19 protein-coding genes and 2 tRNA genes are annotated in these 19270 nt (G+C 39.4%); 8 read left to right on the forward strand and 13 right to left on the reverse strand.

Annotated features, from left to right (window positions below; translation table 11 throughout):
* Window positions 1-4: 4 nt before the first annotated feature.
* The 5 genes from thiL to PCNPT3_RS08335 all read right to left on the reverse strand — a co-directional run bounded on the left by thiL (window position 5) and on the right by PCNPT3_RS08335 (window position 2999).
* On the reverse strand, window positions 5-1000 hold the full coding sequence (thiL, locus tag PCNPT3_RS08315; protein ID WP_015465437.1) for a thiamine-phosphate kinase: 996 nt from the start codon (window positions 998-1000) through the stop codon (window positions 5-7).
* A complete protein-coding gene (gene rluF, locus PCNPT3_RS08320) occupies window positions 997-1875 on the reverse strand; it encodes a 23S rRNA pseudouridine(2604) synthase RluF (protein ID WP_015465438.1) in 879 nt (292 codons plus the stop codon). Before rluF ends, thiL begins: the two co-directional genes overlap by 4 nt.
* Window positions 1876-2258: 383 nt before the next feature.
* Window positions 2259-2546, reverse strand: coding sequence for a hypothetical protein (locus tag PCNPT3_RS08325; RefSeq protein ID WP_015465439.1), 288 nt, complete (start codon window positions 2544-2546; stop codon window positions 2259-2261).
* 119 nt (window positions 2547-2665) lie between these two features.
* A tRNA-Leu gene (locus PCNPT3_RS08330) sits at window positions 2666-2751 on the reverse strand.
* Between the two features lie 162 nt (window positions 2752-2913).
* Window positions 2914-2999: transfer RNA gene (locus PCNPT3_RS08335), tRNA-Leu, on the reverse strand.
* 273 nt (window positions 3000-3272) lie between these two features.
* Here PCNPT3_RS08335 and PCNPT3_RS08340 point away from each other — a divergent pair.
* The 3 genes from PCNPT3_RS08340 (at window position 3273) to PCNPT3_RS08350 (ending at window position 5125) form a co-directional block, all read left to right on the forward strand.
* Window positions 3273-3794, forward strand: a complete 522-nt coding sequence (locus tag PCNPT3_RS08340; protein ID WP_015465440.1) for an RNA methyltransferase — start codon at window positions 3273-3275, stop codon at window positions 3792-3794.
* A gap of 222 nt (window positions 3795-4016) precedes the next feature.
* Window positions 4017-4310, forward strand: coding sequence for a DUF496 family protein (locus tag PCNPT3_RS08345; RefSeq protein ID WP_015465441.1), 294 nt, complete (start codon window positions 4017-4019; stop codon window positions 4308-4310).
* A gap of 53 nt (window positions 4311-4363) precedes the next feature.
* A complete protein-coding gene (locus PCNPT3_RS08350; RefSeq protein WP_015465442.1) occupies window positions 4364-5125 on the forward strand; it encodes a 4'-phosphopantetheinyl transferase family protein in 762 nt (253 codons plus the stop codon).
* Window position 5126: 1 nt separating this feature from the next.
* Here PCNPT3_RS08350 and PCNPT3_RS08355 read toward each other — a convergent pair whose 3' ends face one another.
* The 4 genes from PCNPT3_RS08355 to PCNPT3_RS08370 form a co-directional block, all read right to left on the reverse strand.
* Window positions 5127-5687 carry a glutathione S-transferase family protein gene (locus tag PCNPT3_RS08355; protein ID WP_015465443.1) on the reverse strand — a complete coding sequence of 187 codons (561 nt, stop codon included), beginning with the start codon at window positions 5685-5687 and terminating at the stop codon, window positions 5127-5129.
* Between the two features lie 276 nt (window positions 5688-5963).
* Complete coding sequence (locus PCNPT3_RS08360; protein ID WP_015465444.1) at window positions 5964-6254, reverse strand: PilZ domain-containing protein; 291 nt, start codon at window positions 6252-6254, stop codon at window positions 5964-5966.
* A gap of 423 nt (window positions 6255-6677) precedes the next feature.
* The gene (locus PCNPT3_RS08365) at window positions 6678-7079 is read right to left on the reverse strand and encodes an acyl-CoA thioesterase (protein ID WP_015465445.1); all 402 of its coding nucleotides are present in this window, start codon (window positions 7077-7079) and stop codon (window positions 6678-6680) included.
* 186 nt (window positions 7080-7265) lie between these two features.
* Window positions 7266-7793: an elongation factor P hydroxylase gene (locus tag PCNPT3_RS08370; RefSeq protein ID WP_015465446.1), complete on the reverse strand. Its 528-nt coding sequence runs from the start codon at window positions 7791-7793 to the stop codon at window positions 7266-7268.
* Between the two features lie 323 nt (window positions 7794-8116).
* On the opposite strand from PCNPT3_RS08370, the gene pdxH reads away from it, so the two are divergent.
* Window positions 8117-8770, forward strand: a complete 654-nt coding sequence (gene pdxH, locus PCNPT3_RS08375) for a pyridoxamine 5'-phosphate oxidase (protein WP_015465447.1) — start codon at window positions 8117-8119, stop codon at window positions 8768-8770.
* Window positions 8771-8842: 72 nt separating this feature from the next.
* Here the strand turns inward: pdxH and PCNPT3_RS08380 are convergent, their stop codons facing one another.
* From PCNPT3_RS08380 to moeA, 3 genes are all read right to left on the reverse strand, one after another.
* Window positions 8843-10243, reverse strand: a complete 1401-nt coding sequence (locus tag PCNPT3_RS08380) for a cobyric acid synthase (protein WP_041771283.1) — start codon at window positions 10241-10243, stop codon at window positions 8843-8845.
* 64 nt (window positions 10244-10307) lie between these two features.
* Window positions 10308-11357, reverse strand: a complete 1050-nt coding sequence (aroG, locus tag PCNPT3_RS08385) for a 3-deoxy-7-phosphoheptulonate synthase AroG (protein ID WP_015465449.1) — start codon at window positions 11355-11357, stop codon at window positions 10308-10310.
* 27 nt (window positions 11358-11384) lie between these two features.
* On the reverse strand, window positions 11385-12632 hold the full coding sequence (gene moeA / locus PCNPT3_RS08390) for a molybdopterin molybdotransferase MoeA (protein WP_015465450.1): 1248 nt from the start codon (window positions 12630-12632) through the stop codon (window positions 11385-11387).
* Window positions 12633-12979: 347 nt separating this feature from the next.
* On the opposite strand from moeA, the gene PCNPT3_RS08395 reads away from it, so the two are divergent.
* Window positions 12980-14194, forward strand: a complete 1215-nt coding sequence (locus PCNPT3_RS08395; RefSeq protein ID WP_015465451.1) for a pyridoxal phosphate-dependent aminotransferase — start codon at window positions 12980-12982, stop codon at window positions 14192-14194.
* Window positions 14195-14325: 131 nt separating this feature from the next.
* On the opposite strand, the gene folD is transcribed toward PCNPT3_RS08395, so the two are convergent.
* The gene (folD, locus tag PCNPT3_RS08400; RefSeq protein WP_015465452.1) at window positions 14326-15183 is read right to left on the reverse strand and encodes a bifunctional methylenetetrahydrofolate dehydrogenase/methenyltetrahydrofolate cyclohydrolase FolD; all 858 of its coding nucleotides are present in this window, start codon (window positions 15181-15183) and stop codon (window positions 14326-14328) included.
* 841 nt (window positions 15184-16024) lie between these two features.
* Between folD and yccS the strand changes: the two genes are divergently transcribed.
* From yccS to efpL, 3 genes are all read left to right on the forward strand, one after another.
* A complete protein-coding gene (gene yccS, locus PCNPT3_RS08405) occupies window positions 16025-18208 on the forward strand; it encodes a YccS family putative transporter (RefSeq protein ID WP_015465453.1) in 2184 nt (727 codons plus the stop codon).
* Between the two features lie 87 nt (window positions 18209-18295).
* On the forward strand, window positions 18296-18625 hold the full coding sequence (locus PCNPT3_RS08410) for a TusE/DsrC/DsvC family sulfur relay protein (protein ID WP_041771284.1): 330 nt from the start codon (window positions 18296-18298) through the stop codon (window positions 18623-18625).
* Between the two features lie 27 nt (window positions 18626-18652).
* Complete coding sequence (gene efpL, locus PCNPT3_RS08415; RefSeq protein WP_015465455.1) at window positions 18653-19219, forward strand: elongation factor P-like protein EfpL; 567 nt, start codon at window positions 18653-18655, stop codon at window positions 19217-19219.
* The last annotated feature ends 51 nt before the right edge of the window (window positions 19220-19270 follow it).

A 19270-nucleotide genomic window follows, 5' to 3' on the forward strand; every position in this document is an offset into this window, starting at 1 on the left:
AATATTACTCACCGTCTTTTTTAAAATGATCCCAACCACTGAGGGTTAATGAAAATGCTTTTTTATGTTTTGTTAATTGTATTTTTGATGCTTGTGGGGCAATTACTTTGCCTACCGCAGTAAGTCGTAATTCCGGTATACTTTGTTGTAATGAACCGAACATTTCTTCTGGCAATGTAAATAATAATTCATAATCATCGCCCCCCGTTAAAGCATAATGCAGTGCTTGCTCACCCTTAATATTACCTAAATCTAATTCTTGTTGTAACGCCTCAGACAAGGGTAACGTTTCAACATCTATTTGCGCGCAACAATGCGACGCATTTAAAATATGCGTTAAATCTTGTGTTAGACCATCTGATATATCTATACAACTATGCGCCATTCCTCGCAATAGAAGACCTAATTTTACACGCGGATCCGTTAACTCCAGCTTATCTACAAACGCTTGTGCATTGGCAAGTTTTAAGCTTTTATTCGATAATTGATAGGCGAGTCCTAGCGCGCCATCTCCAAGGGAGCCAGACACGCAAATAATATCTCCCACTTTTGCCTGACTGCGCAGTAAAGCGGTGTTTTTGGGTACAATGCCTTGCACCGACACCGTAATGGACAAAGGCCCCTTAGTGGTGTCTCCGCCAATCAAGGTGACATTATGCTTGGCTGCTAAATCAAAAAAACCGTTTGAGAAGCGAGCTAGCCAATCTGCATCAACATTAGGTAAAGTGATTGCCAGTGAGATCCATTTAGGCTCAGCGCCCATTGCACTTAAATCACTTAAATTAACCGCCAAGGCTTTATAACCCAAACGATAAGCATCGACATCCTCAAAGAAATGAATGCCCGCAACGAGAGTATCTGTGCTGATCAACAGTTGATGCCCTTCAGGCACATCTAAAATGGCACAATCATCGCCAATGCCTAAAACAACCGTACTATCTTCAGTACTCACGTCGCGACAAAAATATTTTTTGATCACATCGAATTCACTTAAGCTCATTTGCGTTTCAAGCTCAATGTTCGTGAATTAGCGCTCGGTTTGGATTTCGTTTTTTTGACATTAACAAAGATTTTTTTAGTTGACCCACTTTGATTATATATTTTACGTGTATTTGGTGGATTAGCAGGTGTGGTTATTTGCGCTGTTTTTGATGAATGAGACACCGCTTGATTGATTTCTTGCATCTCTTGCACGCTCAAATTACGCCACTGCCCCGGCTTTAAGTTCTTCAATGTCACTTGCATAATTCGCGTTCGTTGTAATGCTTGAACTTCATAACCTAAATATTCGCACATACGTCGAATTTGACGATTTAAGCCTTGCGTTAAAATAATAGAGAAGACAAAACGACTTTGAACTTTGACAATACAAGGCTTGGTGATCGTGTCTAAAATGGGCACGCCACGTTGCATACGTTCAACAAAACGTTCACTTAATGGTTTATCAACGGTCACTAAATATTCTTTATCATGTGCGTTTTCAGCGCGCAGTATTTTATTAACAATATCGCCATCACTGGTTAAAAAAATCAAGCCTTCTGAAGGCTTATCTAAACGACCAATCGGGAAAATACGCTTTTTATGGCGAATAGCATCAATAATATTACCGCGTACATCTCGCTCTGTCGTACAGGTAATTCCAATGGGTTTATTGTAAGCAATATAAATACGATCAGATTTGTTTTCAGCCACTGCATTAATTGCCCGACCGTCGACCAATACAATATCACCGGGCAGTACTTTTGTCCCTAATTCGGGGATCGTACCATTGATTTTAACTCGGCTTTTTTCAATTAATTTATCCGCTTCTCGGCGAGAACAAAATCCAGAGTCACTTATATATTTATTTAGTCGCTTACCAGTACTTACGTTCACAATACATTCTCACTTTAGCTATCGTTTATAACGACGTTATTATACTCATGTTATCTTAAGGTGCCAAACCCGCATTTATACCCATGATACTTCAAGATGAAAAATCAGCAAGCCATATTGGCTCCGCTTCTAAGTCTAAAATGGCAACAGTCTGATTTTACATTGAAGTGTTATAAGCACGATGTGGCGTACCTTTGACTTGAGGATTGTGGTCACCCGCTCAAATACCTATGAGTCACGTTGTAGCACCCGTGAAAGGCTTTTTCTTTAGAGAGCGCATGATGACGTATCTATATGGCTATCACAGCTCTCTATTGAAGATCTGATGTTAAATGGGGATTATATGACGTAAAAATCAGTCCTTGAGGTGCACTATGATACGTTTATTTGGTATCACTACGCCAAAGTAAAACATTACAGCGTTTACACTGATAATAATATTTTTTTACCGTGCGTCTTTTATCTTTAAACTTCACGCTATGTACTTTTATCTTGCGCCCAGAGCAGTTATAACAACATAGCTCGCCCACTTTATTAAGCGCTTTTTTCTTTTCTTTATACTTAGCCAGATCAGGTAACGACAAGCATTTTTTCTTAATGGCTGATTTATCGTAAAGTAAAAAATAAAAAATGACAATAACAATGAGTAATAGTGATAAATAATCGAGCATGATCGTCCTTAATACCGCGTCAACGCACTTCATGTGCTTACTGCTATTTTATTGCAGAAATATAATGGAATTTTAAATAAAAAAAAAGCCCCAACCTGAGTTGAAGCTTTCTTTTAAATTGGTGCCCGGAGCGAGACTTGAACTCGCACACCCGTAAGGCGAGGGATTTTAAATCCCTTGTGTCTACCGATTCCACCATCCGGGCAGTGATTTAATTACCTTTAAATCAGGTTGAAGATTATATCTAACTTTTAGATGAGTACAAGTTCTTATTACGATTTTATACCCAAGTGCTGGTAATTTAAGCAACCTGTTATTTTTTGAACAAAAAAAAGCCCCAACCTAAGTTGAAGCTTCTTTTAAAATTTGGTGCCCGGAGCGAGACTTGAACTCGCACACCCGTAAGGCGAGGGATTTTAAATCCCTTGTGTCTACCGATTCCACCATCCGGGCAGTGATTTAGATGACTCCAAACCAGTGCGTGCATTGTATATAATTTTCGGTTAAGTACAAGGGCTAGAAGGTAATTAATTGAATAAAAACAGTTAACTGTTGGTTAAATCAACGATCACTCTCTCTTTGCTGAAAATGCAGGCAGATATGCTTTTTTATCACACGCATCTATTAAGTCTTGCCTTAAATCTCCCTCCCTTCCTTTGTTTCTTTTTCTGCCCGCTAAAACAAGGTAGACTTGTTTTAATTTCCTTTTAGCAAATAAGTAAAAATATGCATCAAAAACAAGTGATCATTGGATTAAGCAATCCTAAAAGCGCTTCAAATGTCGGCGCCACATTGCGGGCTGCCGGCTGCTATGGCGTAGATAAAGTGATTTACACCGGTACGCGTTATGATCGCGCCGTAAAATTGAACACTGATACAAAAAAAATGAAAAGTCAGATAGCACTGCTTGGTGTATCACACTTACTCGAGAATAAAGAGGCGCAGACAAAAGTAATTTGTGTCGATTTAATTGAAGGTGCTATTCCGTTACCTAATTTTGAACACCCTGATAACGCCCTTTATTTATTTGGCCCAGAAGATGGCACGCTCAGCCAAAGTTTAATTGATAGCGCTGATGCCGTGGTTTATATTCCGACTCAAGGTTGCATGAACCTCGCAGCCACCGTTAATGTGGTTCTTTATGATCGCCTCGCAAAATCAGCCCAACATCAGACTAATAATCAACTCATTAGAGATAGCCGAGATAACAATAATAGAGTGAAAATAAAAAACAAAAAGGGTCAATAGAGCACGATCATCACCCATAAAATGGAAAATACTATTCAGCAAACAATTGATGCGTAACAATAAGAACTAACATTTTAACAAAAAACACTGGATCATTGCGTTTTTCAATAGGTATAATGCGAGACGTTCTCAGTATAATGAGTGCTTTTATCGCGCATGTACGCAACGCATTTAATTCATTATACTGAATAAACATCACTCTTTACTTAAAAGGTATATTTAATGGGCAACGTGCTTGATTTGGTGAAAAATACTCGCCGTAAAAATAAATTACAACGTGAAATGGTTGCGAATGAGAAGAAAATCCGCGATAACCGTAAGCGCGTAGAATTACTTAATAATTTAGTTGAATATATCACTCCAGCTATGAGCCAAGAAGAGATCACTCTTATCATTAAAAACATGTTATCTGATTACGCAGATCGTGTTGATGATCATATCATTATTGGTGCAGAGCTTTCTAAAGAGCGTCGTGATCTCAATAACAAAATTAATAACTTTAAACTACAAAAATAAAGACATCTATTAAGGGAGGCATCCTCCCTTTTATACTTTGCATAGGCACTTATTTGCACCCTCTGAACATACACAAAAATGAAGTCCACTTATGGACAATAACCCCACAAAAAATACAAGATACGCCTCAATTAATGGCGCTACTAAGCAATGATGAACAACAAAAAGTAAAGCGCTATCGCTTAGAAAAACCTCAACACACCGCCTTACTGACACGTGCATTTATTCGTCTTATCTTATCTCAATATGAAGCGCGTAGCCCCGCACAATGGGACTTTAGCATTAGTCCATTAGGAAAGCCTGAAGTCACCAACTCAACACTCCCTATACGCTTTAATTTAAGTCATAATAATGATTTGATTATTTGTGCTATCAATTTAGAAAATGATATTGGTTGTGACATAGAAAACCTGCAACGTAAAATTAGCGTACAAGGTATTGCGCAACGTTATTTTTCAGAGCACGAGCACCAGCAACTGTGCGCCCTCCCAAAAAATCAACAAAATGCTTTTTTCTTTAAATTATGGACATTAAAAGAAGCCTTCGTTAAAGCTACAGGGCTCGGCATTGCACAAGGCCTAGCCACTTTTAGCTTTTATTTAACAGAAAAAACAGCAAACGTTACAGAAATAAATTTAACATTTAGCCCACAATGCACCGAAAAAAATACACAACAATGGCAAAGTTATCTGTTTTATCCAGACAACACGCACTGCATCGCGCTTTGCGTAAAATCACCAGTATCAAACGCCAAAGCTCTTAATATTCAACTTTTTGATGAAACCAAAAGCTTGGCACTTTTTAAAACCGTGTAAATTACATCGGTGGACAGGTTTTTATAAAATTAATATCCTCACGCACAGAGTCTAAAAAACGCGATAAGTTATTTAATTGTTTAAGGTTTATCATATCTCGATAAATACCCCAATCTAAAAAACAGGCTAAGCGTAACTTGCCATCCGTTAAACCCTCACACGCCTCAAAATCATATTCGTTAAGTGCTTCTAACCCGGAAAGGATCCTTGATTGTTGGCGTTGCAGATATTTACTTTTCTCCGGCGTAATGTTATCCATCAAATCCATAACATAAAGATTCACACTGGCATCCATCAACGTATTGCTCATATTAAAAAGTTCAAAATCATACAGATCCGACATAAATACGGCACCCGATTTTTCACGTAAATATTTTAAAATAGAGCTAGAGTCCGTTAACATCAGGTCGCCATCTATTAATAATGGCAGTTTTTGGGTGGGGGATATTTTTCCGATCTGTTGTATATCTGTTTCAACAAATTCACAAGGAAGCGCAGTTTGCAATAATACAATGCGACAATGACGCACAAAAGGGGACGTAAAACTACCGTAAATTTTCATCATAAGCCTTTATTATTCATAAAATGAAAAGAAAAGACTAACCTAACAAAGTAATACGAAAAAAGACACTTAGATTCAAAAAATAACAAAATTGAAATGGATTGTAATACCAATGGAATTAATTAAGCGTCCATGTATTACGCCGGGATAAGGGTTCTCATGTTAAAACTTACAACGCAGGTAGGGATGATTTTTCCCGCAAGACGGATCACATTTCCAGCTATTTTGGTATAAAGAAGACTTGTAGAGCCTAAGCGCTACAAGTCTATGTCTTGCTTAAGTGACTGCGGTTAATTCAAGCGCGGCCATATAATGGTCGTCATGCTCCGACATACGCACTACCGTAGCATTGGCACTAAAGGGCGGGAAACGAGATCCCTCTTCTCCGAGTTTTATTTCTATTTTATCGCCATGTTGCACGATATTATCAGTTAATCGAACCGACATTCCTGTGCTGCTTAGATCTTTACAGATACCTTGATATTCTTGTTCATTTAAAATAATTTTTACCGTTGACTCAATTGCCATGCGGTGAAATAAACGTCTCTCATCTTGCCCTATTATCACGTAAGCTCCTTACAAAGCTCTTTTTCAAATAAGAAAAAGAAACTTAACATTAAAATACATAAGTATTAAAATGAGACACTTTTAGGCGGCAAGCAAGTATTTTAATGGGTTTATTTTCATTTTGTGAGAAGAAGGTCGTCTTTAAAAGGTAGTTAGAGCCCTATTGCCTTCAGGTCACCATTCAGGCGTAATAGTTATTCTTTTTTCCTTGTAACGACGCGGAGGGGATCTTCGAGTAGTTCAGCCAAAGAAAAAACTGAATTTAACACCTGTTTTTCATTAATATATGGTTATAAAACATCCGTGTAGAACACTATTATTTCAATTTTACGCAAGAAATAAAAAACCTTTTCTAAGAAAATTTGACATTTCAGCGGCATTGTTGTCACTGTTTTTCTTGGTCCTCATTTCTTTAAGCGAGTTTTAATCCTTTAATAAATAATGCGCAATCTCCTCAGGAATAGGCTGTAATTGTTTATTTTTGTCCAGACACACCATTTCGATGTCCCCAATTACAGCAGCCTTTGTCGCTCCAACTCGCCATACTTCTTGACGCCACAGGGTCTTATATTTTCCCTCTAAACGAAAGGTGGTGCGAATATCACAAATTTCAGCAAACTCAACGCCATCTTGAAAAGTAAGATTGGCTTTATAAACCGCAAAACCCAAGCCTTTTTCTCGCCATAATTTATCCAGGCGCTGGCTATCAATGACATGCTCTCGTGCACGTTCAAAATATTTTAAAAAATTAGGGTGATAGACAACCCCAGAATGATCCGTATCTTCATAATAAATTTGTACTGCATGATGGTATATTTGAGTCATATAAGCTTTTTTTAACCTTTAAATAATATTATATTTATAGCAAAGGAATTAAATGTATTGCGCTGAAAAAATTAACACTAGCAAGGCATGAGTTGTGGGAGAGTGTTGTTCTCACTTCAAAACTCACAACGCAGGGTGGGATAATTTCAACAAGCAAGACGGGTAACCTTTTTAGTGCCTTTGCTATTACGCATAATCAAAATGTTCAACCTGACAAGCTTCGCGTTGATAAAACGCCTGACATGCTTTTAAAAACTGCGTCGTGCGCGCCGAAAATCCAAATTCTAAATAGTGCAATACCTGAGTGTGTACACGCTTTTTAAAAGAAAATCTATCCACACTGGCCCCATTTAAGTTATCCACGCTAACATCAAAAGAGAAGCCACAACTAACCGCAAGCGCCCATTCTATCGCTTGAGGTACAATTTCAACCTTTTCAAATTCTTTTTGTTGAATTGCATTTCGACCATCAGGCTCATACCAGTAACCATAATCTTCAATTAAACGTCGCTTCTCACCGGCCACCAGCCAGTGCGAAATTTCATGTAGTGCGCTAGCATAAAAGCCATGAGCAAATATAATGCGATGCGCCAAATGTGGCGCCTTAGCTGGCAGATAAATTGGCTCATCCTCACCACAAACGAGCAACGTGTTATATTGCGCATGAAAAGTTTGTGCAAATAAATGAATAAGATCTTGGTATTGAAACGGCACCGAATACTCTCTTTAATAGATAGAAAAAAGGGAATGCGAATTATAACCCCATGATACTTTAAGATGCAAAATCCGCAAACCCAATAGATCTTACTTTCTCCTATAAACTTGAAACGCTATGACGTGATGTTAATGTGCCAGAACAATGTAAAAAGATATCAAAAGTCGCCTCTCTCATTATCCATAAAGACACTAAAAATGTATTTAAAGCGGTTTAAAGACAAATAAGATAAAAGCACACAGCGCTAAACAGATAATCTATTCGACAAAATTTCACCTAGAGAATACACTGCAAACTTCGTTTCGCCATAGAAGAAGATATTATGTCCCTGCTTAGCAAAATTCGCTGCGCCCTTACCCTTGGCCAAGGCGTACTGATTGAAAATAAAGCGTTAAAAGAAGTCAGCGATCCCTTTGCTTTCTTTAACGATTGGTTAAACGAGGCAAAAAAATGCGGTATTATTCTACCTGAATCTATGTCTGTTGCCAGTGTGGATGCTCAAGGAAAACCATCCTCACGCATGGTATTATTAAAAGAGGTCGACAGCGCAGGCTTTGTTTTCTTTACTAACTACAATAGCCGTAAAGCCCGTGAGTTAGAAAACAACCCTTATACGGCACTTCTTTTCCACTGGAATATGCTCCAACGCCAAGTACGTATTGAAGGGAAAATAGAGCGTATCAGCCAACAAGCATCAGAAGAGTACTTTCACAGTCGTAGCCGTGGCAGTCAAATAGGGGCATGGGCGTCAGCACAAAGCCAAACATTAACGGATCGCCAACATTTAATTGATAAAGTACATTACTTTGAACAAAAATTTAAAGGCCAAGAGATCCCACTACCTGAATTTTGGGGTGGTTACCGTGTGGTGCCTGAAATGATAGAATTTTGGCAAGGAAAAGCGGATAGACTCCACGATCGTTTTATCTATCAAGCCGGCGAAAACAAATGGACGGTCAGTCGTTTAAACCCTTAATAGCGAACCTAAAAGATGGCGCTTATCGCCCCGCCATCTTTTAAACTGTTTTTATAACCCACTCTTCTTTTTTTATAACCAACCATGCTGAGAAAACATATCTGCGAGTTTATCTAACTCATTATCGGTATGAGCTGCCCAATCAATACCATTTTGCACGCCGCCAATTTGAGCCATAAACCAATTATAAAAACAGCGATCATCAAAAATCCCATGCAAATAAGTACAATATACGTTGTCTTGTGACCAACCAATATCGCGATCTATAAAGACGTTTACCTGTGCTTGCGCCTGCGTTTTACCGTGATGTATTTCATAACCCTTTAATATCTCTCCGCCATAATTAAATTGTCGTTGCCTTGTTTGTTTATGCTTTTCAATACAGGTCTGTAAGGCTATCAAACCAAGGCCTGTTTGATCGCCTTTTTCTAAGTTTAATGGATCAAGTATTTTATCACCTAAAATTTGTAGCCCGCCACAAATACCTAATATCATTTTCCCTGTTTGTTTAAACTTCTCTATTTGCAGATCTAACCCCGAGCTACGTAGCGCCTCTAAACTCGCGCCACTATTCTTAGAGCCAGGTAAAATTAAAGCATCAAATAAACTTAAATCTTGATATTGATGCACGGGCACCAAATTAACGTCCTGTTGATAAAGTAATTGGTCGAACTCATCTAAATTTGAAGCATAAGGATAATAAATAAGCGCAATATTTAACATGCCTTTTTGGTATTGACAGCCTAAACGAAAACTATCTTCTTCGGCGAGTTGATGCCGGTAATAGGGAATGTTAGCAACCGTTGGGATACCTGTTTTCTCTTCAAGCCACGCTGTCGCATCGCCAAGTAGCGCTGGATCGCCTCTAAATTTATTAAGCACAAAGCCCTTAATTAACTTTTTCTCGGCAGGCGCCAAGCAGGCCCACGTACCCAGTAAATGCGCAAAAGAGCCGCCACGATCAATATCTGACACTAAATACACATCCGCCTGACAATGCAACGCCACTGACATATTTACAATGTCGCCACTGCGTAAATTTATTTCAGCAGGACTACCCGCGCCCTCTATCACCACTTGCTCAAATTCGTCTTGTAAACTACCCAGCGCTTTAGTCACCACTGGCCACAAAAACTTTTTCCTATCAAGCCAAGGCAGTCGCGCAATCGCCTGATCCACTTTTCCATTCACAATCACTTGGCTAAAAGTATCGGCACTAGGCTTTAATAAAATAGGGTTCATGTGGATACTCGGCTCAATTTTAGCGGCTATCGCTTGTAAATATTGAGCGCGCCCCATCTCTAGACCTTGTGTGGTAATGGCTGCATTATTACTCATATTTTGCGCTTTAAAAGGGGCCACTTTAATGCCTCGATTGGCAAGTAAGCGGCAAATGGCTGTCACTAAGAGTGATTTCCCAGCATCACTGGTGCAACCCATGATCATGATAGGCTTTCTTTTTATGCGAGGCATATATTCCAAATTAAAGATAAAAAAAAGCACTGCCGAAACAGTGCATTAAGAATAGAAAACGAGATCAAGCACGGCGCTTAATGATCGCCTCTGATAATGTAACTAATAAATCTTCGGTATCTTGCCAACCAATGCATGCGTCGGTAATACTCTGCCCGTAAGTAAGCGCTTTACCATCAACCAGATTTTGACGTCCTTCGACCAAATGGCTCTCTACCATCACACCGGAGATGATTTTCTCACCCGAAGCGATTTGTGCTGCGACATCGGCGCAAACAATCATCTGATTTTCGAATTTTTTAGCCGCATTAGCATGACTAAAATCTATCATCAGTGTTTGTTGTAAATCCGCTTTTTTTAACTGAACTTTAATGTTAGCCACATCTTTAGCGCTGTAATTTGGCTCTTTACCACCACGTAAAATAATATGGCAATCTGGATTACCCGTTGTTTCTACAATCGCGCTATGCCCAAATTTATTCACAGATAAAAAATGGTGCGATGCATGTGCAGCGCCAATGGCATCCACAGCCACTTTAATGCTGCCATCGGTTGCGTTTTTAAAACCGACAGGACATGAAAGACCAGATGCGAGTTCACGATGCACTTGAGACTCTGTTGTGCGCGCGCCAATTGCGCCCCACGTCATCAAATCACCTAAATATTGTGGCGTGATCATATCTAAAAACTCAGTCGCAGCAGGCAGTTCAAGGGCATTAATATCAAGCAGTAATTTACGCGCGGTGCGTAAACCTTTATTAATATTAAACGTACCATTTAACTCTGGATCATTGATAAGGCCTTTCCAGCCGACTGTTGTACGTGGTTTTTCAAAATAAACACGCATGACTATTTCTAATGTATCTTTATATTTCTTGCGCAGTGGCGCAAGCTTGTTTGCATATTCTAAGGCTTCGTCAATATTATGAATTGAGCATGGCCCAATGATCACTAACAAGCGATCATCTTGTGCATTCAAAATTTTACTAATAGCGCGGCGAGAGCCCGCCACCGTTTGACTAATTGCGTTCGTATTCGGAAATTTTTCTAATAAAGCAATGGGAGGTAAAAGCTCTTTAATTGCTTTAATATGCGTATCATCTGTATTTATCATATTAATTCTCTTGCATCGTTTTTATTATTAATCCATTAACGCGTTATAAGGTTCAATCATCACTGTTTCCCCTTCCAGCACATCACCTCTTTGTTCTTCAAGTACCATAAAACAATTAGATTGACTCATCGAACTAAATACACCTGAGCCTTGACTGCCTGTTGTTTGCACAATCAGTTGCCCGTTATCATCTACTGTATGAATTGCTCTTTGAAAGTCCGTTCGACCCGGTGATTTTTTAACAAAGGTTGTACACTTTGCTTTTAATCTTAGTGCAGGTTTAATCTTAAAGCCGGCAAGTGTCGCCATGGTAGGAACTGCTAACTGGTACAAAGTTACCATAGCGGAAACAGGATTTCCTGGCAAGCCGAAAAAGACACTACTGCCTAATTTTCCAAAAGCAAAAGGTTTACCGGGCTTGATTGCCAGCTTCCAAAAACCTATCGTTCCGATTTCGGTTAATACCTCTTTAATAAAATCAGCATCGCCCACGGAAACGCCACCACTGGTGATCACCACATCGGCTTGCTCATCTGCGCGTAGCAATGCTTCACGTATTAAGGTGCGATCGTCTCTAATAATGCCAAAATCTAATATTTCGACATTTAAACGCGATAATAAGGCAATAATGCTATAACGATTACTGTCGTATATTTCACCTTCTAACAAGGTCTCTCCAACATTTTTTAACTCATCCCCAGACGATAATACGGCCACTTTTAATGCTCTAAAAACGCTGACTTCAGCGAGCCCAAGTGAGGCCAGTAACGGAATGTCGCGTGCGCTTAATTTATGCCCTTTTTTTAATACACATTGCCCTAACTGCAAATCTTCTGCAACCAAACGCACATTGTCACCCAATTTAGGCACTTGTGTAAAAATCACCTGATCATCATTTAGCGTAATACGCTCTTGCATGACCACAGAGTCGACGCAACTTGGCATCACCGCACCGGTCATAATACGAATACACTCACCGGTGGCGACATTACCCTGATAAGGTGCCCCCGCAAAAGATTGACCCACTAAAGTTAAAGACAAGGGATTTTGTTTATCAGCACCTTCTAAATCTTCTCTTTTTACGCCATAACCATCCATAGCAGAATTATTAAAAGGAGGCACATTGAGTGGTGATAACACATCACTAGCAAGGGCATAGCCTAAAGCGTCTGCTAACGGTAAATTTATTGGCTGACACACATTGGTCACCGCTTCTTGCATTTTAGATAACGCTTGCTCTATTGGCATTAAGCCTTTGGTATCACAACAACCCATTTTTTACTCTCACTTTAGTTGATAGAGAGACCATGGTACTGCAAGTAATAAAATCAGCAAGCCAAATTGATTTTCACGTCCGTTCGAATATCGCTACGTTGCATCCCTGAAAAGCGTTGCGCCTTAAACGACATCCTCATCATGCCTTGTAAAATAACGGAGGATATCTTTATCTTATTCTTTCCTGCCAATAGCAATGAGGCATTTACAGGCTCTAAAATATAAAAACAAGGGCTTAGGCACATTGAAAATAATAATTAAAGCAACAATTGCACTTTCTACTTCACAGTTTATCTTTAATCAGGTAATTTGAGACTATTATTGTTTGTCTGCTAAAAGAGGTTGTTATGTACCGCGTTGAAAAGTCCCATAAATTAGATAATGTTTGTTATGACATTCGGGGCCCTGTCCTTAAACAAGCTCAAAAGTTAGAAGATGAGGGCCAACGGATCCTCAAATTAAACATAGGCAATCCGGCCTCTTTTGGCTTTGAAGCACCCGAAGAAGTATTAATGGATGTGATCAAACATCTTCCTCAAAGCCAAGGATATTGTGACAGCAAAGGTTTATTTTCTGCGCGCAAAGCGGTGATGCAGCATTACCAAGAAAAAGGCTTATTATCACTCGATATCGACGATATCTATATTGGTAATGGGGTCAGTGAATTGATTGTTATGTCGATGCAGGCCTTGCTTAATAACGGCGATGAACTGTTAATACCCTCTCCTGATTACCCTTTATGGACAGCGGCCACCCATCTTTCTGGTGGTAAAGCGGTGCACTACATTTGTGATGAACAAGCGGGATGGTTTCCTGACATTGATGATATCAAATCGAAAATCACATCTAGAACCAAAGGGATTGTGTTAATTAATCCCAATAACCCAACGGGTGCGGTTTACTCTAAAGAGTTACTTGAGCAAATTATTGAGCTTGCAAGACAGCATAATTTAATTGTATTTTCCGATGAGATTTACTCTAAAATTGTCTATGACGATGCTAAACATATCCCTTTAGCAACGCTCGCTGATGATATTTTAATTGTGACCTTTGATGGCCTTTCTAAAGCTTACCGCGTGTGTGGGTTTCGTGTTGGCTGGATGATGATAAGTGGGCTTAAGCGCCAAGCACAAGATTATATAGCAGGACTTGAGATCCTTGCAAGTATGCGCCTGTGTGCCAACGTACCCATGCAGCATGCTATCCAAACATCCCTTGGTGGCTATCAAAGTATTAATGAGTTGATTATTCCTGGTGGACGTTTGTATGATCAAACCCAAGGTGCTTGGAAGTTATTGAATGAGATCCCTGGCGTAAGTTGTACTAAACCCAATGGATCGTTATATCTTTTTCCTAAATTAGACCAAAAACGTTTTAACATTAAAGACGACCAACGTTTTGTTATGGACTTATTAATGGAGAAAAAAATATTAGTCGTACAAGGCACCGGTTTTAACTGGGCAAGCCCAGATCATTTCCGAATTGTGTGCTTACCGCATATGGATGAGCTAAGCACCGCTATCCATCGTATTGGTGATTTCCTCGAGACTTATCGCCAATAATCGCCCATAAAAAATGCAACGCTACCCCATGGATAGTGTTGCATTATATTTTATCTAAAGAGTCACATTACGCGCAGATAATACATTGAATGTACCTAGCTCACCTGAAAGCAATTTAGATCGAATGAAATTTAGCTCGAATGAAATTCATTACAAGCAAAAAGTGTATTTTCAATGAGTGTTGCAACCGTCATCGGTCCAACACCACCAGGTACAGGCGTTATCCAAGCTGCACGCGTTTTTGCTTCTTCAAACTCAACATCACCGGTAATTTTACCCGAATCTAAACGGTTAATACCCACATCAAAAACAACCGCCCCTTTTTTTATCCATTTTCCGGGAATAAAATGCGCTTGACCACGCGCTACGACTAAAATATCCGCCTTATTCACGTGCGATTCTAGATCTTTCGTAAAACGGTGACAAATAGTGGTTGTGCAGCCGGCAAGTAATAATTCAAGGCCCATTGGGCGACCAACAATATTAGAGGCTCCCACCACTACGGCATGCTGTCCTCGCACATCAACGCCAATATGCTCAAGCATGGTAATGATGCCACGTGGCGTACAGGCTCGCAGTAAAGGTATGCGCTGCGCTAAACGGCCTACATTGTAAGGATGAAAACCATCAACGTCTTTTTGCGGATCAATACGCTCAATCACTTGTGTTTCATCGAGTCCATCAGGGAGGGGAAATTGCACTAAAATACCATCAATGCAAGGATCATTATTTAGTTTGTCAATTAATTCCAATAATTCATCTTGTGTTGTCGTCGTTGGAAGATCATAGCCTTGAGAAAGAAATCCCACTTTTTCACACAATTTACGTTTACTTTTTACATAAATTTGTGAGGCGCTATCCCCTCCGACTAATATCACCGCGAGGCCGGGTACACGAGCGCCTTGAGCTACGCGTTGCGCGACGCCTTGTGCCACTTTATCTGTAATTATTTTTGCAATTGCTTTACCATCAATGATCTGTGCCGTCATGAATCAAATCTCTTTTGTTGGGAAAATTTACACGCCATTGTCGCAAAACTAAGCATTGATGTCACATCTATTACCGAAATAACAACAATAATAATAAATACTGGCCTTTGTTTTGGTCCCCGACTTTAATTTATTAAATGAGTACGTTAGCAACAATCGAGGCATAAACACACTCTCTGCCGGCACAACAATAACGACTTCAAATCACTTAAATAAACAGCGTACAGAAAACCAAGCACAATAGTCTATACCCATGATACTTCAAGGTGCAAAGTCAGCCAGGAAAATAGTGCCCAGATGCTAGGCATAAAATTGAAGCCTAGTCGTTCTAAGTCGAGATTTTATAACAACGCAGATGGGTGCGAGTTACCTTGCCCTTCGGGGCGCAAGCTCGCCCCCCCCCCCTGCGTTGCAACAATCACAAAGGGAATAACCATTCGTTCATGTTACGCCTTGCTCTGGTTACCGAGCTTGTGCCTGACAAAGCACCTTGAAATAACATGGGTATATATATATTAAGGAAAATGCCTCTTTGATTGTTGTCATATTACCGAAAACCCTATTAAACGCGCACAATACTCATCGATTTTTTATTAAATGATCAGCCTGTGACAGGGCTCAAATCCCCTCCTAAAAAGAGCGTCATTAACACTTAACAAAAACAGGGGGACATCACAAAGTAAACGCCAAAAACCATTAATATCAACAACCTGCAATAACTTTTTGGCGCTAGAAGTTCGTAAAAAATGACAAGCTATTATGCTAAAACTATGTCACCATGCAAGCGTTGCTTTAATAACATTATATCAAGCCTTTCTCTTTTAAGTAAATGAGCGTGATCATGGCCCTAGCCCTTAAAATTCCACTACGCAAACTGATTTCAGACTCTAATACACACTCGGCTTTTCGCGTCTTAATTGCAATGGGATTAACTTTTATCCCTAATATCTTTCAAATCTCCATCCCTTACTTAGAAATGAATAATTTACATATCTCCATTTCGCTTTGTTTAGGGGTTATGGCCTCTGCCGTCATTGAGCACGAAGGAAATTATCGCACTCGGCGGAAATTTCTTGCAACCATCCTCACCTGTTTCTTTATTGCATCTGCCAGTGTCGAGTTATTAATGCCCTACCCTTTTCTTTTTGCATTAGGGTTACTTGCTTCAAGCTTCTTTTTTTTAATGCTTGGCGCACTGGGCGCAAATTATAGCAAGGTGGGATTTGGCGCGATCTTAATTGCTATTTACACTATGATTGGCTACCAAGCAGGCTCGATCTGGTACGAACAACCTATTTTGTTTACCTTAGGGGCGTTATGCTACGGTTTGTTTTCAATACTCTGGAGTATTTATAGCCCTAACCGCTCCTTACGAGAGCAACTTGCACAACTCTTTTTTACTTTGAGCCGCTATCAACGTCAAAAAGCCACTCTTTTTAATGAAACCGATGCAGGAAGCCAAGCCGAATTATTTAAAATTCGCCAACAACTGGCCATTATTAATATCTCTATCGTGGCGCGCCTAAATAATGCCAAACAAATGATACAATCACGAGCTGCCATCAATGCAGATCAAGCAGAGCTCAAAAAATTAAACCACTATTATTTAATTGCAGAGCAAATTCATGAGCGTATCTGTGCAAGCCAATACTTATATAGCCAGCTAGAGAGCGTCTTTGGCGAAAGCCAAATTTTAGAAGGTTATCATCAGCTCTTTTTGCAACTCAGTGAAGATTGTTATCAACTCGGTATTGCCATTAATGATAAAAAGATTTATCAGCATTCACGCAGGCTCACATGGACCATTAATGCACTTTCAGATCAGTTGCATCTCTTACAACAAAAATTACAACACCATGACCAAGATCCTGAAGCAATGCATGCATTACAAGCTATTTATGACAATTTACAAGGCATTGATAACCTATTAATACAAATAAATCAGCCTGAATTTAGTGAAAATAGCATTGCACTTGAAGCCGATGAAAGCACGGGTGATCACAATAATTTTCAACTACTTTTAAAGGCAATGCACCCGCGTAATAGTCTTTTTAAACATGCACTGCGTATTAGCATTAGTTTAGTCTTAGCTTATACATTGCAACACCTTTTACACTTAGCTTATGGCTTTTGGTTATTACTTACCGTGCTTTTTGTGTGCCAACCCAGTTACAGTGAAACGCGCAAACGTTTAGTACAACGTACCATCGGTACTTTAATGGGGATATTACTCTGTTACCCTGCGATGTTTTTTCTAGATACTATCTTTTTACAGATTATCGCTATGATCATCAGTGCCTTTTTCTTCTTCAGCTATGTGCGCACCAATTATGCTCTAGGCGTTGTCTTTATTACCCTTTTCGTGATGTTTGTGTTTGCTTTATTAACCGGTAACGGGCTTGCCATCTTACCTGCTCGCATTGGTGAAACCCTATTAGGTTGCGTACTAAGCGCACTCACCATTAGCTTTATTTTTCCTGATTGGCAGTTCCAGCGTTTCCCCTCATTAGTACAACAGGTTCTGAGCCATAGTGAACGTTACTTTAAACAAATAAGTCATCAATATCAGTATGGACGCAGTGAAAACCTTAATTATCGCCTCACCCGTTGCAAAGTATTTGAAGCTGATGCGGCGCTGACCAGTGCTTGGCAAAGTATGCTTTTTGAGCCCAATTCAAAACAGAAGTTAACCCGAGAAGTCTACGCATTAGTCAATCGCTGTGACGCATTAGTCTCCTATATTGCAGCCCTTGCCTCGCATCGTCATAAAATTGATAGTTTTAAAGACAGTGCGTTATTACATGATTTAGTTAATACCACATTACAACAAATTACTTGGGCAAGTAATTCACAACTAAAAGACACAGATATAAACACTATCAGCATTGAAGAGTTTGACAGCTACAAGACAAAACTATCTAAAAATGAAGGGCTTATTGTTGAGCAATTACGTTTAATTGCATTTACGGCCTTAGATATAAAAATATTATTACAAAAAGTCGATTTTAATACCCAAAACACTTAGTTTCGACGCTACTAAAGCATAAAAAGTCAATATACAAGCGTGCAAACAACAGGTAGTATTCTGTCTTAACATTTTACACGAGATCTTATTTTGTTATTTAATGATCAACACTACAGTACAGATGCACAAGGATATTTACTCGATATCAGTGTGTGGAATGAAGCCCTCGCAACACATATTGCAAACTTAGAAGGGATCACGCTGACCGATAAGCACTGGCAGGTCATCCATCTTGTACGTGATTTTTATAGTCAATTTAACAGTTCACCCGCCATGCGAGCACTGCTCAAAGCCTTACAAAAACAATGTAATGATACGACCTTAAATAGTCGCTATTTGTATCGCTTATTTCCAGATGGCCCAGCTAAACAAGCCACCAAAATAGCAGGGTTACCAAAACCTGCTCGCTGCATTTAATTTTAAAAAGAAACAAGGAAGAGAACCATGCCAAAAGCAAGTGATATCAAAAAAAATACTGCCATCGAATTTAACGATAGTATTTATATTATTAAAGACATTGAGCGCTCTGTACCACAAGGTCGTGCAGGCGGAAGCTTGTATCGTATGCGCATGTATGATGTGGTTTCAGGAGCAAAGAAAGATGCCACCTTTAAAGATGGTGATATGTTAACACTTGCTGATTTAACACGTCGCGCCGTGATGTATTCATACCTTGATGGTGATGAATATGTGTTTATGGATGATGAAGATTACACGCCTTACAATTTTAACAAAACACAAATTGAAGATGAATTACTGTACATCACCGAAGCGACACAAGGTTTACAAGTTTTAGTCGTTGATAACCAAGCCGTTGCACTTGAGTTACCACAGACTGTTACGCTAACCATTACGCAAACAGATCCCTCAGTAAAAGGTGCATCTGCCAGCGCACGTACTAAACCTGCGATCCTAGAAACGGGATTAAGTGTACAAGTCCCTGAATATATTGCGAGTGGCGATATTATCAAAATAAATTGTGCAGAAAAGAAATTTATGAGCCGCGCTTAAGCTACCCTCTTTATGAAATACGTAAGTTAACTTGCGTATTTCCTTTTTTCT

Source organism: Psychromonas sp. CNPT3, assembly GCF_000153405.2.
Classification (GTDB): domain Bacteria; phylum Pseudomonadota; class Gammaproteobacteria; order Enterobacterales; family Psychromonadaceae; genus Psychromonas.

What these genes read in the sequence shown, in the direction of transcription:
- pdxH (WP_015465447.1), top strand. Translation starts at nt 8,117, where the DNA reads ATGTCCCTGCTTAGCAAAATTCGCTGCGCCCTTACCCTTGGCCAAGGC.
- PCNPT3_RS08340 (WP_015465440.1), top strand. Translation starts at nt 3,273, where the DNA reads ATGCATCAAAAACAAGTGATCATTGGATTAAGCAATCCTAAAAGCGCT.
- PCNPT3_RS08325 (WP_015465439.1), bottom strand. Translation starts at nt 2,546, where the DNA reads ATGCTCGATTATTTATCACTATTACTCATTGTTATTGTCATTTTTTAT.
- PCNPT3_RS08365 (WP_015465445.1), bottom strand. Translation starts at nt 7,079, where the DNA reads ATGACTCAAATATACCATCATGCAGTACAAATTTATTATGAAGATACG.
- yccS (WP_015465453.1), top strand. Translation starts at nt 16,025, where the DNA reads ATGGCCCTAGCCCTTAAAATTCCACTACGCAAACTGATTTCAGACTCT.
- PCNPT3_RS08380 (WP_041771283.1), bottom strand. Translation starts at nt 10,243, where the DNA reads ATGCCTCGCATAAAAAGAAAGCCTATCATGATCATGGGTTGCACCAGT.
- PCNPT3_RS08345 (WP_015465441.1), top strand. Translation starts at nt 4,017, where the DNA reads ATGGGCAACGTGCTTGATTTGGTGAAAAATACTCGCCGTAAAAATAAA.
- folD (WP_015465452.1), bottom strand. Translation starts at nt 15,183, where the DNA reads ATGACGGCACAGATCATTGATGGTAAAGCAATTGCAAAAATAATTACA.
- aroG (WP_015465449.1), bottom strand. Translation starts at nt 11,357, where the DNA reads ATGATAAATACAGATGATACGCATATTAAAGCAATTAAAGAGCTTTTA.
- thiL (WP_015465437.1), bottom strand. Translation starts at nt 1,000, where the DNA reads ATGAGCTTAAGTGAATTCGATGTGATCAAAAAATATTTTTGTCGCGAC.
- moeA (WP_015465450.1), bottom strand. Translation starts at nt 12,632, where the DNA reads ATGGGTTGTTGTGATACCAAAGGCTTAATGCCAATAGAGCAAGCGTTA.
- PCNPT3_RS08355 (WP_015465443.1), bottom strand. Translation starts at nt 5,687, where the DNA reads ATGAAAATTTACGGTAGTTTTACGTCCCCTTTTGTGCGTCATTGTCGC.
- PCNPT3_RS08395 (WP_015465451.1), top strand. Translation starts at nt 12,980, where the DNA reads ATGTACCGCGTTGAAAAGTCCCATAAATTAGATAATGTTTGTTATGAC.
- efpL (WP_015465455.1), top strand. Translation starts at nt 18,653, where the DNA reads ATGCCAAAAGCAAGTGATATCAAAAAAAATACTGCCATCGAATTTAAC.